At 59.7% G+C, this 14,470-nt stretch carries 14 protein-coding genes and 1 riboswitch; of the genes, 9 read left to right on the top strand and 5 right to left on the bottom strand.

Annotation, left to right across the window (positions count from 1 at the left end; translation table 11 throughout):
* The first annotated feature begins 251 nt into the window (after window positions 1–251).
* On the top strand, window positions 252–842 hold the full coding sequence (locus ACO0LO_RS13550; RefSeq protein ID WP_422964755.1) for a YceI family protein: 591 nt from the start codon (window positions 252–254) through the stop codon (window positions 840–842).
* 111 nt (window positions 843–953) lie between these two features.
* On the opposite strand, the gene ACO0LO_RS13545 is transcribed toward ACO0LO_RS13550, so the two are convergent.
* Together ACO0LO_RS13545 and ACO0LO_RS13540 are read right to left on the bottom strand one after the other, a co-directional pair.
* Complete coding sequence (locus ACO0LO_RS13545) at window positions 954–1,589, bottom strand: NAD(P)-dependent oxidoreductase (RefSeq protein ID WP_422964754.1); 636 nt, start codon at window positions 1,587–1,589, stop codon at window positions 954–956.
* 120 nt (window positions 1,590–1,709) lie between these two features.
* Window positions 1,710–2,129 carry an Rrf2 family transcriptional regulator gene (locus tag ACO0LO_RS13540; RefSeq protein ID WP_422964753.1) on the bottom strand — a complete coding sequence of 140 codons (420 nt, stop codon included), beginning with the start codon at window positions 2,127–2,129 and terminating at the stop codon, window positions 1,710–1,712.
* A 228-nt stretch (window positions 2,130–2,357) separates the two neighbouring features.
* Between ACO0LO_RS13540 and ACO0LO_RS13535 the strand changes: the two genes are divergently transcribed.
* The 3 genes from ACO0LO_RS13535 to eutC all read left to right on the top strand — a co-directional run bounded on the left by ACO0LO_RS13535 (window position 2,358) and on the right by eutC (window position 5,737).
* Window positions 2,358–3,359, top strand: a complete 1,002-nt coding sequence (locus ACO0LO_RS13535; RefSeq protein WP_422964752.1) for a Gfo/Idh/MocA family protein — start codon at window positions 2,358–2,360, stop codon at window positions 3,357–3,359.
* Window positions 3,360–3,481: 122 nt separating this feature from the next.
* Entirely contained in the window at window positions 3,482–4,891 is a 1,410-nt protein-coding gene (locus ACO0LO_RS13530) for an ethanolamine ammonia-lyase subunit EutB (RefSeq protein WP_422964751.1), read from the top strand.
* Window positions 4,892–4,909: 18 nt separating this feature from the next.
* Window positions 4,910–5,737, top strand: a complete 828-nt coding sequence (gene eutC / locus ACO0LO_RS13525) for an ethanolamine ammonia-lyase subunit EutC (RefSeq protein WP_422964750.1) — start codon at window positions 4,910–4,912, stop codon at window positions 5,735–5,737.
* Between the two features lie 119 nt (window positions 5,738–5,856).
* Window positions 5,857–6,075: riboswitch (cobalamin riboswitch) on the top strand.
* Window positions 6,076–6,158: 83 nt separating this feature from the next.
* Here the strand turns inward: eutC and ACO0LO_RS13520 are convergent.
* The gene (locus tag ACO0LO_RS13520; RefSeq protein WP_422964749.1) at window positions 6,159–6,347 is read right to left on the bottom strand and encodes a hypothetical protein; all 189 of its coding nucleotides are present in this window, start codon (window positions 6,345–6,347) and stop codon (window positions 6,159–6,161) included.
* On the opposite strand from ACO0LO_RS13520, the gene ACO0LO_RS13515 reads away from it, so the two are divergent.
* Genes ACO0LO_RS13515 through mmsB form a run of 5 tightly spaced genes read left to right on the top strand, consistent with a single transcriptional unit; the run spans window position 6,346 to window position 11,948 of the window.
* Window positions 6,346–7,893 carry a CoA-acylating methylmalonate-semialdehyde dehydrogenase gene (locus ACO0LO_RS13515; protein ID WP_422964748.1) on the top strand — a complete coding sequence of 516 codons (1,548 nt, stop codon included), beginning with the start codon at window positions 6,346–6,348 and terminating at the stop codon, window positions 7,891–7,893. The genes ACO0LO_RS13520 and ACO0LO_RS13515 overlap by 2 nt on opposite strands.
* 9 nt (window positions 7,894–7,902) lie before the next feature.
* A complete protein-coding gene (locus ACO0LO_RS13510) occupies window positions 7,903–9,063 on the top strand; it encodes an acyl-CoA dehydrogenase family protein (protein ID WP_422964747.1) in 1,161 nt (386 codons plus the stop codon).
* The gene (locus ACO0LO_RS13505; RefSeq protein ID WP_422964746.1) at window positions 9,060–9,848 is read left to right on the top strand and encodes an enoyl-CoA hydratase; all 789 of its coding nucleotides are present in this window, start codon (window positions 9,060–9,062) and stop codon (window positions 9,846–9,848) included. Before ACO0LO_RS13510 ends, ACO0LO_RS13505 begins: the two co-directional genes overlap by 4 nt.
* Window positions 9,845–11,017, top strand: coding sequence for an enoyl-CoA hydratase/isomerase family protein (locus ACO0LO_RS13500; RefSeq protein ID WP_422964745.1), 1,173 nt, complete (start codon window positions 9,845–9,847; stop codon window positions 11,015–11,017). The genes ACO0LO_RS13505 and ACO0LO_RS13500 overlap by 4 nt, the downstream gene beginning before the upstream one ends.
* 37 nt (window positions 11,018–11,054) lie before the next feature.
* The gene (mmsB, locus tag ACO0LO_RS13495; protein ID WP_422965158.1) at window positions 11,055–11,948 is read left to right on the top strand and encodes a 3-hydroxyisobutyrate dehydrogenase; all 894 of its coding nucleotides are present in this window, start codon (window positions 11,055–11,057) and stop codon (window positions 11,946–11,948) included.
* An 80-nt stretch (window positions 11,949–12,028) separates the two neighbouring features.
* Here mmsB and ACO0LO_RS13490 read toward each other — a convergent pair whose 3' ends face one another.
* Window positions 12,029–13,396 carry a c-type cytochrome gene (locus ACO0LO_RS13490; RefSeq protein ID WP_422964744.1) on the bottom strand — a complete coding sequence of 456 codons (1,368 nt, stop codon included), beginning with the start codon at window positions 13,394–13,396 and terminating at the stop codon, window positions 12,029–12,031.
* A 12-nt stretch (window positions 13,397–13,408) separates the two neighbouring features.
* Window positions 13,409–14,275 (bottom strand): c-type cytochrome, encoded by an 867-nt coding sequence (locus tag ACO0LO_RS13485; protein WP_422964743.1) that lies wholly within the window; start codon window positions 14,273–14,275, stop codon window positions 13,409–13,411.
* Window positions 14,276–14,470 lie beyond the last annotated feature (195 nt).

The following is a 14,470-nucleotide window of genomic DNA, read 5'->3' as shown; positions in this document are numbered from 1 at the left end:
GATTTTCTGCGTGGCATGGGGAAATTCTTTCCCACTGCCTGCGCCTCTCCCCAAAGCACCGCAGAACCACGCGGGGCTTTTTTTTTGCTCCGCACTTGCCGCACTGTCCCGATTGGAGGGATATATGACCTTTATTCCAAATACGGCTTGCCTTTATGATTTCCCGGCCGCAGCTGCATCGGCCAGGGCCCGGACGCGTGTCCTGCACCTGCAATCTGCGAGGCATTTACTCAACTATTTTGGAGAAGGTCTTGAAAAAATTACTGTTCATCGCGGCAGCCGTCGCCGGCGCTGCCCTATCCGTCACATCCATCAACGCGCTCGCAGCAAGCGCCAGTTACCAGCTGGACCCTTCACATACCTACCCCAGCTTTGCGGTAGACCATTTCGGCGGCATCTCGATCTGGCGCGGCAAGTTCAAAAAAAGCAGCGGGACACTGGTGCTGGATCGCGCGGCACAAACCGGCAGCGTGGAAGTCACTATCGACATGAAATCGGTCGACACCGGCAACGGCACGCTGGACGGTGAGCTGGTCGGCAAGGAATTTTTCGATACCGATAAATTTCCCGTTGCGACCTACAAGGGCACGCAGATCAAATTCAAGGGAGATGTCCCGGTGGAAGTGGCAGGCGAGCTGACAATGCACGGCATTACCAAGCCGGTGACACTGACGATAGAATCGTTCAAATGCTTCCAGAATCCGATGCTGAAGAAAGAAGTCTGCGGCACAGAATCTACCGGCACATTTAACCGAGGCGACTTCGGCATCGACACGGGCAAAGCCTACGGTTTCGACCTGAAGACGACGCTGCATATCCAGGCTGAAGGCGTAAGACAATAAGGGAGCACGCAGTTATTTGGCGCAGACCCAGGCGCCGAACAAGGCTCCAGGCCAAAAAGGCGAACCGTGCTGCGGTTCGCCTTTTTGGTGCGCCATACCCAAAACTAAGGTTTAGTAAGCGGCAGTCACTACCTGCTGGCGATGGGCTGCCGTTTCCAGCTCCGTAACGAAGGCATCGCCGTAGTCGGCATACGAAATCTTGCTATTGCCGGCCGCATCGCTGATCAAACTATCCCTGCCCACGCGGAATTGCCCCAGCTTGTCTCCAGGGCCGATTTCCGCCGCCGGCGCGAAGAACGTCCAGTCAATGTCGGTAGCCGCCCGCAAGACCGCCAGTGCATTCCTGTGCGCGATGGCATACGGACGGTACATGTCGGGGAAGCCGGGAGCATCGACCAACTGCACGCCGGGCGCCACCAGCAAGCTGCCTGCACCGCCTACCATCACCACCCGCTTGACTCCCGCTGCACGTGCCGCAGCAATCAACACTTCAGCCTGCTTGATCACCAGGTCGGCAGAATCCGGCCCTGGTCCAAAGGCGCTGGCCAGTACATCGTGGCCGCGTATCGCCGCAGTCAGTGCTGCAGTGTCGAAGCTATCTGCCACCACCGCATCCACACCTGCCAGTGCCGGCGGCAAACCCGAAGTGCGGCGAGTGACTGCGGTAACCGTATGACCGCGCTGTACCGCCTGCTGGGCGATCTCGCTGCCGATATTTCCTGTTGCGCCTATCAATGCGATTTTCATGCTATTTCCTTTTTTCTGAACATATATGCATATATGTATCCAATATAGATACATATTAGTATAAAAAAATTGGCTAACGCCCATGTCAGCCAACCATCTCCAACTACTGTCTTACCGTTCTTACCCGCTCTTCAACACATCTTTCAGCACATCTTCCACGCTGATGCCTGCAATCACCGCCTCCATTGCATTCTCCGCCTTGGCAATCACGCCCTTCAGCACGCCGGTAATGCACCGCCCCACTTCGCAATCCGGATTCGGCATATTCGCATGCAGGGCCAGCACGCCGGGCTCGTCCACGGCGCGGTAAATCTCCAGCAGCGACACCTGGGCGGCGGGCCGCGCCAGCATCGCACCGCCAGTGCTGCCCATGGATGCCGTTGTCAGGCCGGCCTTGTTCAGCATGCCCAATATGCGGCGTATCATTGCAGGATTGGTGTTGACGCTGCCGGCTATCATCGAAGATGGCAGGAGGCCTTCCGTCGAGGCCAGCAGGGTCATGATGTGTACGCCAACAGCAAAACGATGACTGGTATTCATGCATTTCCTTAATATGTATCCATTGTAGGTACATATCTTTTTCAATGCAAGGAAATTGTTGGAACTTCACGCCGCCCTCGTTTTGATCAAGGCGAGGCGAACCAGTGGCTGCGCAAGCCGGTTAAACAAAGCTTCGAAGGCTACCCAGACGACTTGCCGTCTTGATGCTAGGCCGTTTCTGTACACGTCAAGGATGTAGAATCAGGCTTTCATTTCTTATTCCTATCCATGACCACGCCCATACGCTGGGGCATACTCGGCACCGGCCAGATTGCCCGCCGCTTTGCCGATGCCTTATCCGCCCTGCCTGACGCACGATTGCACGCTATTGCATCGCGCCAGCTGGCAAGCGCCCAGGCATTTGCCGCCGGGCTTGAGCCCGCCAACAACGGCGTACGCTGCTACGGCGATTACCAGTCCTTGGCGCAGGATGCCGACGTGGATGTCATCTACGTCGCCACGCCGCATTCTCTGCATGCGGAAAACACGCTGATGGCCTTGCAAGCCGGCAAACCCGTGCTGTGCGAAAAACCGTTCACGATGAACGCCAGACAGACAAACGAACTTGTCCGCATGGCACGCGATAAAAACCTGTTTCTGATGGAAGCGATGTGGACACGCTTTTTGCCGGCAGTGCAGGAAGCCAGGAAGCTGGTGCTGGGGGGCGAGATCGGCAAGCCGCGCCTGATACAGGCTGATTTCGGATTTGCGTCCGACCTGGGACCGGAACACAGGCTGCGTAACCCCACCCTTGGCGGAGGTGGACTGTTGGATGTAGGCATCTATCCGCTATCCATCGCCGCCTTCCTGCTGGGAGAAATCACCGGCGCCGAGGCAGTCGCCGAACTGGGAGATACCGGCGTGGATGAGCAATCGGCATTCATACTCAGGCACAAGAGCGGTGGCCTGTCGTCCTGCATCAGCTCCATCAAGGCCAGCACACCGGCAGACTTTGTCGTCTCCGGTGAGCTTGGGCATATCCGGCTGCATGCGCCGTTCTACCGCTGTGCCGGCCTGACGATCACGCTGGACAATACACCCGCGCGCAGCATCAGCCTGCCCTATGTCGGCAACGGCTATACCCACCAGGCAATCGAAGCCATGCGCTGCCTGCGCGCCGGCCTGATTGAAAGCCCGGTAATGTCGCTGGATGAAACCATGGCGCTGATGGGATGGATGGACCGCATGCGCCAGCAGTTCGGGCTGCATTACCGCGAAGATCAGGGCTAAACCAGGCAACATGCGGAGACCGGTGTTTACCGCTTGCCCGCCTCTTTGCAACGGCGCTATGATGGATGCCGCCACCCGGGCATTGATCTTGATATTCCAGGACACCAGGACATAACGGCGCCATGCAAGCATACCGCTACACCCACACCGTCGGCAGCAAGACTTACGGCTTTCATGACCTGAAAGACCTGATGGCGAAAGCAACGCCGGCACGTTCCGGCGACATGCTGGCCGGCGTCGCCGCAAGTAGCGCCGAACAACGGGCGGTAGCACAAATGGCACTGGCGGAACTGCCGCTCACCACCTTCCTGCACGACGCGCTGGTGCCCTATGAAGAAGACGAAATCACGCGGCTCATCATGGACAGCCATGATGCCGCCGCTTTTGCGCCGGTCAGCCACCTGACGGTGGGTGATTTCCGCAACTGGCTGCTGGGCGACGAGGCGGACAGCGCCGCGCTGGCGGCACTCGCGCCCGGCCTTACGCCGGAAATGGCAGCGGCCGTTTGCAAGATCATGCGTAACCAGGACCTGATCCTGGTCGCGCAGAAATGCCGCGTGGTAAGCGCTTTCCGCAACACCATCGGCCTGCCGGGCCGGCTGTCCACACGGCTGCAACCCAATCACCCCACCGACGATGCCAGCGGCATCGCGGCCAGCCTGCTGGACGGTTTGCTGTATGGCAGCGGCGACGCCGTGTTCGGCATCAACCCCGCCACCGACAATGTGCTGCAAGTGGTGAAACTGGTCGGCATGATGGACGACATCATCCGCCGCTACGAGATTCCGACGCAATCCTGCGTGCTGACCCATGTGACCAATACGCTGGAAGCGATCAGGCGCGGAGCGCCGGTGGACCTGGTGTTCCAGTCCATAGGCGGCACCGAAGCCACCAATAGCAGCTTTGGCGTCAACCTGGCGTTGCTGGACGAAGCGCATAGCGCCGCGCTGTCGCTGAAGCGCGGCACCGTAGGCGACAACCTGATGTACTTTGAAACCGGGCAGGGCAGCGCACTATCTGCCAATGCCCACCACGGGATGGACCAGCAAACTTGCGAAGCGCGCGCTTATGCGGTCGCGCGCCGCTACAAGCCGCTGCTGGTCAATACTGTGGTGGGTTTCATCGGCCCCGAATATCTGTTCGACGGCAGGCAGATCATCCGTGCCGGGCTGGAAGACCACTTCTGCGGCAAGCTGCTTGGCCTGCCCATGGGCTGCGACGTCTGCTATACCAATCATGCAGAGGCAGACCAGAATGATATGGACGTGCTGCTGACCTTGCTGGGTGTAGCGGGCTGCAGCTTCATCATGGGAGTGCCGGGCTCGGACGACATCATGCTGAACTACCAAACCACGTCCTTCCACGATGCACTGTATGCGCGCCGCGCGCTGGGCCTGAAACCGGCGCCGGAATTTGAGGCCTGGCTGCACAAGATGCAGATATTTACCGGCATGGAGGAACCCGGTGGGCAATTCCGGCTGAACGACGCGCTGCCGCCGGCTTTCCGGCAAGCGCTGCTGCGCCTGTCCTGATCGAGATCAGGTACAGCAATGAGCGAGCAAAAACCACCCGTCACGACCAACCCCTGGGGCAGCCTGCGCCGCTTTACCGCCGCCCGTATTGCATTGGGGCGTGCAGGCATCAGCCTGCCCACGCAGGCGCACCTGGCGTTCCAGCTGGCGCATGCGCAGGCACGCGACGCAGTGCATCTGGAACTTGATGTCGACAAACTGGCGCCTGCGCTGAGCGCCGCAGCCGGCAGGCGGCATGAACCCTGCCTGAACCTGCACAGCGCCGCCGCTGACCGCGCAACCTATCTTCAGCGGCCGGACCTGGGGCGCAGACTTGATGCCGCATCGATAGAAATGCTGAACGGTTTACCGCGGACAGCCCCGCATGAACAGGATACCCGCCCAGAGCTTGCACTCATCGTTGTCGATGGTCTGTCGGCGCTCGCCATCATGCAGCATGCAGCGCCCTTTCTCAGCCTTCTGCACCAGCGGCTGGCGACAGAAGATTGGTCTGTCGCGCCCATATGCATCGTCCGCCAGGGCCGGGTGGCGGTCGGCGACGAAGCCGCCCATTTGCTGGGCGCAAAAATGGCAGTCGTGCTGATAGGCGAACGGCCAGGACTGAGTTCGCCTGACAGCATGGGCCTGTACCTGACATGGATGCCGCAGCCCGGCATGAACGACGCCGGCCGCAACTGCATCTCCAATGTCCGTCCCGCGGGGCTAAGCTATAAAGATGCCGCCGCCAAGCTGCATTACCTGCTGTCGGAATCCCGGCGGAGGCAACTGTCCGGCGTAGCGCTGAAGGATGATGCAGTGGAGGAACCCGGCCTGCTGGCGCCGCCGCACAATTTCCTGCTGGAGTAGGACTTCCTACAGGCTTGCCCTCCCTTTTCTGCCAAAGTGCCGCACAGATGAAAAATATTAATGCTTGATCTACGCTCATTTATCTTTACGTTTACGTTTACGTAAACGTAAATTAATGTGCTATTCTTAAATCAACAGGTGCGCTGCCCATTATCTTGGGCAGCGTTAAACGGGAAAGCGGTTCGCACTGCCTCACAAGTCAGTGCCAAGCCCCTGCTGCCTCCGCAACGGTATGCGAGTGCGGTTACATCATCTACGCCACTGGTCCATGCATGGACTGGGAAGGCGATGTAACAAGACTCGCAAGCCCGGATACCGGCCTGTTGATCATCAGAAACATTGCGGAAGGCCTTGTCTGAGTGGAAGCTGCCGTACTGCCTGCAAGGGCAGGCGGTGTCCTGTTCTCTCAATTCATCTCCATTCATTCTGCAATTTTTCTGAGGTCTGCTTGCGTACGGAAGGTGCGCAAGGGGTGTTTGCACACCCATGGCCGGAGCTTCTCACCAGCATAGAAACTGGCGGGAAATCCGTTTTCAGGCAAACAGGCAGGACCGTACATCGCGAGTCTCAGGCTCGCCGCGCCCTGCCGTCCGAACAGGAAATGCATCATGAACCATGCTTCTAGCGCTTCAGTCCACTCGTCCATCCCTTCTATCTCCTCTGCCCCCTCCGTCAAGCTGCTGATCAACGGCCAGTTGCTGGAATCCAAAACCGACCAATGGCGCGACATCGTCAATCCGGCAACCCAGAAAATCATCGCCCGCGTGCCTTTTGCCACGCCTGAAGAAATGCAGCTGGCCGTCAGTAGCGCCAAACAGGCTTTTGCCACGTGGCGCAAGACCGCCATCGGCGCGCGGGCACGCATCTTCCTGAAATACCAGCAGCTGATACGCGAGAACATGCAGGAACTGGCCGCCATACTGACGGCCGAACAAGGCAAGACGCTGGCCGACGCCGAAGGTGATATTTTCCGTGGGCTGGAAGTAGTGGAGCACGCTGCCAATATCGGCAACCTGCAGATGGGCGAAATTGCCAATAATGTCGCCAGCGGCGTCGATACTTACACCCTGAACCAGCCACTGGGCGTATGCGCCGGCATCACCCCTTTTAACTTCCCCGCGATGATACCGCTGTGGATGTTCCCGATGGCGATTGCCTGCGGCAATACCTTCATCCTGAAACCTTCCGAGCAAGATCCGATGGTGACAATGCGCCTAGCCGAACTGGCGATGCAGGCTGGTATTCCTGCCGGCGTGCTGAACGTTGTGCATGGCGGCGAAGAAGTCGTCAATGCGATCTGCGACCATCCTGATATCAAGGCAGTGTCCTTTGTCGGCTCCACCCGCGTCGGCACGCATGTATATAACCGCGCCACGCTGGCAGGCAAGCGCGCGCAATGCATGATGGGCGCCAAGAACCATGCGATCGTGCTGCCGGATGCCAACAAGGAACAGACGCTGAACAACCTGGCCGGCGCCGCCTTCGGCGCCGCAGGCCAGCGCTGCATGGCGTTGTCGGTCGTGATCCTGGTCGGCGATGCGCAAAACTGGGTGCCTGAGCTGCTGGACAAGGCGCGCTCGCTGAAAGTGAATGGCGGCGCGGAACCGAATACCGATATCGGCCCCGTCATTTCCCACGGTGCAAAAGCACGTGTCACCGGCTTGATTGAACAAGGCGTCCGCGAAGGCGCTCAGCTGGTCCTGGACGGACGCAATCCGTCCGTCGCGGGCTACGAGGAAGGCAACTTTATCGGTCCCACAGTATTCACCGGCGTGCAGCGCGGCATGCGCATTTACGAAGAAGAAATTTTCGGCCCGGTATTGTGCGTCATGCACGCGGACAGCCTGCAGGAAGCAATTGCCATCATCAACGCCAATCCCAACGGCAACGGCACCGCACTGTTTACGCAATCCGGCGCCGCGGCCCGCACGTTTGAAGAGGATATCGATGTGGGCCAGATCGGCATCAACGTGCCCATCCCTGTTCCGGTGCCGCTGTTTTCGTTCACGGGCTCACGCGCTTCCAAGCTCGGCGATCTTGGCCCTTATGGCAAACAGGTGATCGCCTTCTATACACAGACCAAAACCATCACGTCGCGCTGGTTTGACGACAGCACGACGGCAGGCAAGGTCAATACGACGATCAACCTGAAATAGGCGGCCGCCATGGACTTCGAATTAAATGAAGACCAGCGTGCCTACCAGCAGTCCGCCAGGGATTTCGCCGCGCGCGAGATGGCGGCAAAGGCCGCGCGCTGGGATGCGGAATCCATCTTCCCGGTGGAAGTGATCGCGCATGCGGGGGAACTGGGATTTTGCGGCATGTATGTGCCGGAGGAACTGGGCGGCCTGGGATTATCGCGGCTGGATGCAGTCATCGTGTTTGAAGAGCTGGCGCGCGCCTGCCCTTCTACCGCGGCGTATATCACAATACATAACATGGCCACCTGGATGATTGCCCAGTGGGCAAAGCCGGAAGTGCGCGACGTTTGGGTGCCTCCGCTGGCTTCCGGCAGGAAGCTGGCATCGTATTGCCTGACCGAAGCCGGCGCCGGCTCCGATGCGGCATCGCTGACGACCTCCGCGCAGTTGGATGGCAACCATTATGTGCTGAACGGCGCCAAGGCCTTTATCTCCGGCGCCGGCGCGACCAGGGTGCTGGTCGTCATGGCGCGCAGCGGAGAAGCCGGCGCGGGCGGCATTTCCGCATTTGTCGTGCCTGCCGACCTGCCCGGCATCAGCTATGGCCGCAAGGAAGAAAAAATGGGCTGGAACAGCCAGCCTACCCGCACCATCAGCTTCGACAATGTGCGTGTGCCGCGCTCCCACCTGCTGGGGGAAGAAGGGCAAGGCTTCCGCATGGCGATGCGGGGACTGGACGGCGGCCGCATCAACATCGCCACCTGTTCGATAGGTGCGGCACAGTCGGCGCTGAACAGCGCGCAAACCTATATGAACCAACGCATGCAGTTCAAGCAGCGCCTGTCCGGATTCCAGGCCTTGCAATTCAAGCTGGCGGACATGCAGACGGAGCTGGTGGCGGCGCGCCAGATGGTCAGGCTGGCCGCCACCAAGCTGGATGCACAGGCGCCCAACGCCTCCGTCTATTGCGCGATGGCCAAGCGGCTGGCGACCGATACCGGCTTTACCGTCTGCAATGAAGCACTGCAGATCCACGGCGGCTACGGCTACATCCGCGAATATCCGCTGGAGCGTTACCTGCGCGACGTGCGGGTGCACCAGATACTGGAAGGCACTAACGAAATCATGCGCGTCATCGTTGCGCGCCATCTTCTCAACCAATCTCCCAGCGAGGAATTTTTATGACACATGCTGCCTACGCCAACCTGCAATTGGAAATCAGCGGCCATACTGCACTGGTCACCATCAGCAATCCGCCGGCCAATACCTGGACACTAGCGAGCCTGAAAGACATGGTCAGGCTGGTAAACGATCTGAACGCCAATCCGGATATCTACAGCCTGGTGCTGACCGGCTCGGGAGAAAAATTTTTCTCCGCCGGCGCCGACCTCAAACTGTTTGCAGATGGCGACCTGGCCATCGCCGCCGAAATGGCGCGCTGTTTCGGCGAGGCCTTTGAAGCCTTGTCGCGTTTCAACGGCGTGTCCATCGCCGCCATCAACGGCTATGCAATGGGTGGCGGACTAGAGTGTGCATTGGCCTGCGACCTGCGCATTGCGGAAACCCAGGCCCAACTGGCCTTGCCGGAAGCTGCAGTAGGCTTGCTGCCCTGCGCCGGTGGAACCCAGAACCTGGCCTGGCTGGTGGGGGAAGGCTGGGCCAAGCGAATGATACTGTGCGGCGAAAGAATCAATGCAGAAACGGCATTGCGCATAGGCCTGGTTGAAGAGGTGGTGGCAACCGGAACCGCTGTGCAGCGCGCACTGGCGCTGGCCGTGCAGGCGGCACGGCAAAGCCCCACCAGCGTCAAGGCCTGTAAACAGCTGATACAGGGCGCGCGGCACCAGAGCATGAGCAGCATGCTGCCGCCGGAAAGGGAAGCCTTCATCAAGCTGTTTGACAGTGCCGACCAAAAAGAAGGCGTCAATGCCTTCCTGGAAAAACGCACGCCGGTTTGGAGGAATGCATGAACGCCCCCTCCCCCGCAGTACTGTTTGACACTCTGCCGGCCGGCAACGGCAAATCGCTGGGCGTGGCTACGTTGAACGCGGAACATACGCTGAATGCGCTGTCGCTGGACATGGTGGACCTGCTGTCGCAACAACTGGCCGCCTGGCGCGCCGACCCCGCTATCGCCGTCGTGATATTGCAGGCTGCCGGCGACAAGGCTTTCTGCGCCGGCGGCGACCTGCAAAACCTGTACCGTTCTATGCTGGAACACCATGCATCTGACCGCAAGGGGGATCCGCTCAGCAATGCTTACGCGCTGCGCTTCTTTGAGCATGAATACCGGCTGGACTACCTGATCCACACTTTTGGCAAACCCGTGCTGTGCTGGGGCCATGGCATTGTAATGGGCGGCGGCATCGGCTTGATGGCCGGCGCCAGCCACCGCGTGGTGACGGAAAAATCGCGGCTGGCGATGCCGGAAATAGCGATAGGCCTGTATCCCGATGTCGGCGGCAGCTGGTTCCTGAATCGCATGCCGGGCAAGCTGGGGCTATTTCTGGCATTGACAGGCGCATCGATCAACGCCGCGGACGCCAGGTTTGCAAAGCTGGCGGACTTCCAGCTGGAGCACGCGGACAAGGCCGCCGTGCTGAGGGAAATGCAGGCATTGCCGTGGAGCGGGAAGGAGCAGGACAACCATATACTGTTGAGCCGGCTGCTGCAGCAGGCGGAACAGCAGCATACCGCTGCGCCTGCCGGGCCGCTGCGGCAGCACTTTGACCTGATCAACCAGCTATGCACAGGCGGCGGGCTCGAAGACATCGTCCAACGCATCAGCAGACTGCCCAGCGATGATGCATGGCTGCAGAAGGCAGCCGCAGCCCTCAAAAAAGGCAGCCCGTCTTCCGCCTTTCTGGCGTATGCACTGCAACAGCGAAGCAAGCACCTGTCACTGGCAGAGGTATTCCGGCTGGAACTGACTGCCTCTTTGGCTTGCGCTGCAGGGCCGGACTTTGCGGAAGGTATACGGGCGCTGATTGTGGACAAGGATATGCAGCCGCACTGGAACCCGCCTCGCCTGCAGGATATGACGGAAGAAATGGCGCAACAATTTTTCAACAGCCCGTGGGACCAGGCATCGCATCCCCTGACAGACCTGGGGCGGCATGACAAACGCCTGGCGGCATAAAAAGGAGCACCTTATGGAGCACATCGTGGAGCACACCATGCAGAAGATCGCTTTCATCGGTTTAGGCAATATGGGCGCGCCGATGGCGCTGAATTTATTAAAGAACGGCTATGCGCTGACGGTATTTGACCTGTCCGCCGCAGCCGTCAAGACACTGGCGGATGCCGGGGCACAGGCGGCCGCTTCGGCAGGAGAAGCCGTCAGCGGCGCAGCAGTGGTCATTTCCATGCTGCCTGCCAGCCGTCATGTGGAAGGACTGTACCTGGGCGAGCAAGGGATATTGCCGCATATCGCCGACGGCACGCTGATCATCGATTGCAGCACCATTGCAGCGCAAACTTCGCAGAAGGTGGCGCACGCGGCAGCGGCGCGCGGCCTGGCCATGCTGGACGCGCCGGTATCGGGCGGCACAGGCGGCGCGCAGGCAGGCACGCTGACCTTCATCGTCGGCGGCGACCTTGCTGCCCTGGAGCGTGCCCGGCCATTACTGGCTACCATGGGCAAGAATATCTTCCATGCGGGCGCGCACGGCGCAGGGCAGACTGCAAAGATCTGCAACAACATGCTGCTGGGCATACTGATGGCCGGCACGGCAGAAGCGCTCGCACTGGGCGTTGCCAGCGGGCTCGACCCCAAGGTACTGTCCGACATCATGAGTAAAAGTTCGGGCCGCAATTGGGCTCTGGAAGTATATAACCCCTACCCGGGCGTGATGGACAACGTTCCCGCATCACGCGGCTATACCGGCGGCTTCGGCGTGGACCTGATGCACAAGGACCTGGGGCTGGCGGCGGAAGCAGCGCTGGCGGCTAATGCAGCCACCCCGCTGGGCGAACTGGCGCGCAACCTGTACGGCGTGCATAGCAAGGCGGGCGCGGGAGGGAAGGATTTTTCCAGCATCCTGCAATTGCTGAGCAAGCATTCCGAATAGGGAGAAATAAAAGGGAAGAATAAAAAAACCGTCTGGCGAATATCACAGACGGTTTTTTTAACGCACGTTGCCGGCGGTGCTCAATCCAGCGGCGCAGTCCGGTATTTGTTGACATCGGAGGGCGACACCATCGGTGCCTCATTGCCCCAGCTATTACGGATATACGACACCACAGCGGCAATCTCGTCATCGCTGAGTTTGGGGCCGAAAGGCGGCATGCCGTAAGGACGCGGATTGCCTGCCGTAACCGGTGCGAAGCCCCCAGCCAGCACCATGCGTACCGGATTGGCAACCGATGAAGTCATCAGCTTATGATTGCCCGCCAGCGGCGGATAAGCCTGTGCCACACCCTCGCCGCCGGCTTGGTGACAATCCATGCAATGGTTCTTGTAGACCGTCGCACCTACCTTGAGTATCGCTTCATTGCTGCGCTGTTCGTTCTGGCTGACACCGGAACCGGTGATGAACTGGAACGCCTCTTTTAAAAAGCCGGGCATGATGTCCTTGTCGGCAGGATCGGTCCTGGTTTGCGGCAGGCTTTTCAAATAGGTCGACATGGCATTGATGTCGGCATCGCTCAGGTGCTGCAGGCTTTGCGACACCACTTCGGCCATCGGCCCGGTAACCGATCCGGTGGTAGTGGCGCCGTTCTTCAGCAGGTCATTGATGCGCGAGGTCTGCCAGTGGCCGAGACCGATTTCGTTTTCCGATGTCAGCGACGGCGCATACCATTCCTGCCCGCTCAGGATACCGCCGCCCAGCAGTGTTTCGTTGATGCTGGCGCCGAGCGCATTGCGGCTGGTATGGCAGGCGCTGCAGTGTCCCAGGCCCTGCACCAGGTAAGCGCCGCGATTCCAGTCGGCAGGCTGCTTGCTGTCCTGCTGATACACCTCGGGACTGAAATACAGGGCCCGCCATACTCCCAGCAGCGCGCGCTGGTTATACGGGAAACGCAGATCGTGGGGCTGGTTCTGGCGGCTTGCCGCAGGGATCGATTGCAAATAAGCGAACAGGGCATCGGAATCGGTGCGTGTGATCTTGGTGTAGTTGGGATAAGGAAAGGCCGGATACAGCATGCTGCCGTCCCTGGATTTGCCGGCGTGGATGGATTGCCAGAAATTTTCCTGCGTCCATTTGCCTATGCCGGTGTCCTTGTCGGAAGTGATGTTGGGTGTATAAAAACTGCCGAACGGCGTCTGTATCGCCCGTCCGCCGGCGTAGGCAGGCGCGCCGCGCTGCGTATGGCAGCCCATGCAGTTGCCGGCGCGCGCCAGATAGGCGCCACGGGCAACCAGTTCGGCATGCGTGGCATTGTCGTTGCGGCCGCCGGCGGCACTATCCAGTCCACCCTGGTCGCTGCCCAGCATATAGCCGTAAAAGCCCATCGCTATCAATGCGGCTATACCTAGCAGCAACAGGGAAATAATCGGAAGCAGAAAGCGTTTCATAAAAAGAGCATCCTATTGTGGGGCGCTGCCGCACACCAGCGGCCTGTTGGTGTAAGAGGTGGCGCCGGTGCCTGTGCTGATGCCGGCCTGCGGGGCAATGACATCTTCGGGCAAGGGACGAGAAGCCAGCCAGGCCGATACAGCACCGACATCCTGCGGCGACAAGCTCTTGGCAATCTGCGCCATGCAATCCGGCGCGTGCGCATGCCGCGCGCCGGTCTGCCATGCACCCAGCTGACCGACAATATAGTCGCGCGGCAAACCCAGCAACCCCGGGATGAAAGGTGCGATGCCGGTCAGCCTGTCGCCGTGGCAGGCCACGCAGGCCGGCAGCCTTTTGCTGCTGTCGCCGCTTTGCACCAGCTGGCGGCCGCGCTCCAGCACGCTCTGGTCTGCGACGGGCGCCAGCGGAGCGGGGTAAGGCGGATGCTGGCTGGAAAAAAACTCGGCCATTTCCTGCAGGTAGGCATCCGGCATCTGGCCGACCATATAGGTCATCAGCGGATAAGTGCGCTTGCCATCGCGGAAATTCTTCAGCTGGTTGAACAGGTAGCCTTCCGGTTTGCCGGCAATGCGCGGATAGTAGCCGTCATTGGTCGCCCTGCCCTCTTTGCCGTGGCATGCCGTGCACGCCGCCAGCCGCTGGGCTATCGTATCCGGCACCACTGCCTGTTGCTTTGCCACCGCAGCTGCAGCCGGAGCCGCAGTCAGGGCAACAGCCTTTTCAGCGGCAGCAACCGGCAACGCAAACCAAAGGGAATACAGCAAGGCGCCGGCAAACAGTCCCAGCATGCAGATTCTGGTGTCCGCAAAAGCGCCGGTAGGCGCAGAACGGGCGGCAGAGGCGGCACAATCACGTTTCGGCAGGAAATTAGTCATGGTCATCTGGGCTTGGGATGGATAGCAGATGGCACAGCTTAGCGCCACCTGTCAAAAAATAACAGAATCAGAATTTAAATAAAATACCATATCAGTTTAGCCGGCCACATAACTGGTATGCACAATTTCCGCACTTTCTGCTTCTTATAAAACTGATGGGCTTGCAGCATACTGGCCCTGTCAGCATAGAAGGAG

It is taken from the genome of Undibacterium sp. TJN25 (assembly GCF_049339885.1).
Taxonomy (GTDB): domain Bacteria; phylum Pseudomonadota; class Gammaproteobacteria; order Burkholderiales; family Burkholderiaceae_D; genus Undibacterium.
The sequence above is the reverse complement of the archived record's forward strand: the minus strand, read 5'-3'. Positions and strand labels throughout refer to the sequence as shown.

What these genes read in the sequence shown, in the direction of transcription:
- ACO0LO_RS13545 (WP_422964754.1), bottom strand. Translation starts at nt 1,589, where the DNA reads ATGAAAATCGCATTGATAGGCGCAACAGGAAATATCGGCAGCGAGATC.
- ACO0LO_RS13540 (WP_422964753.1), bottom strand. Translation starts at nt 2,129, where the DNA reads ATGAATACCAGTCATCGTTTTGCTGTTGGCGTACACATCATGACCCTG.
- ACO0LO_RS13535 (WP_422964752.1), top strand. Translation starts at nt 2,358, where the DNA reads ATGACCACGCCCATACGCTGGGGCATACTCGGCACCGGCCAGATTGCC.
- ACO0LO_RS13530 (WP_422964751.1), top strand. Translation starts at nt 3,482, where the DNA reads ATGCAAGCATACCGCTACACCCACACCGTCGGCAGCAAGACTTACGGC.
- eutC (WP_422964750.1), top strand. Translation starts at nt 4,910, where the DNA reads ATGAGCGAGCAAAAACCACCCGTCACGACCAACCCCTGGGGCAGCCTG.
- ACO0LO_RS13515 (WP_422964748.1), top strand. Translation starts at nt 6,346, where the DNA reads ATGAACCATGCTTCTAGCGCTTCAGTCCACTCGTCCATCCCTTCTATC.
- ACO0LO_RS13520 (WP_422964749.1), bottom strand. Translation starts at nt 6,347, where the DNA reads ATGATGCATTTCCTGTTCGGACGGCAGGGCGCGGCGAGCCTGAGACTC.
- ACO0LO_RS13510 (WP_422964747.1), top strand. Translation starts at nt 7,903, where the DNA reads ATGGACTTCGAATTAAATGAAGACCAGCGTGCCTACCAGCAGTCCGCC.
- ACO0LO_RS13505 (WP_422964746.1), top strand. Translation starts at nt 9,060, where the DNA reads ATGACACATGCTGCCTACGCCAACCTGCAATTGGAAATCAGCGGCCAT.
- ACO0LO_RS13500 (WP_422964745.1), top strand. Translation starts at nt 9,845, where the DNA reads ATGAACGCCCCCTCCCCCGCAGTACTGTTTGACACTCTGCCGGCCGGC.
- mmsB (WP_422965158.1), top strand. Translation starts at nt 11,055, where the DNA reads ATGCAGAAGATCGCTTTCATCGGTTTAGGCAATATGGGCGCGCCGATG.
- ACO0LO_RS13490 (WP_422964744.1), bottom strand. Translation starts at nt 13,396, where the DNA reads ATGAAACGCTTTCTGCTTCCGATTATTTCCCTGTTGCTGCTAGGTATA.
- ACO0LO_RS13485 (WP_422964743.1), bottom strand. Translation starts at nt 14,275, where the DNA reads ATGACTAATTTCCTGCCGAAACGTGATTGTGCCGCCTCTGCCGCCCGT.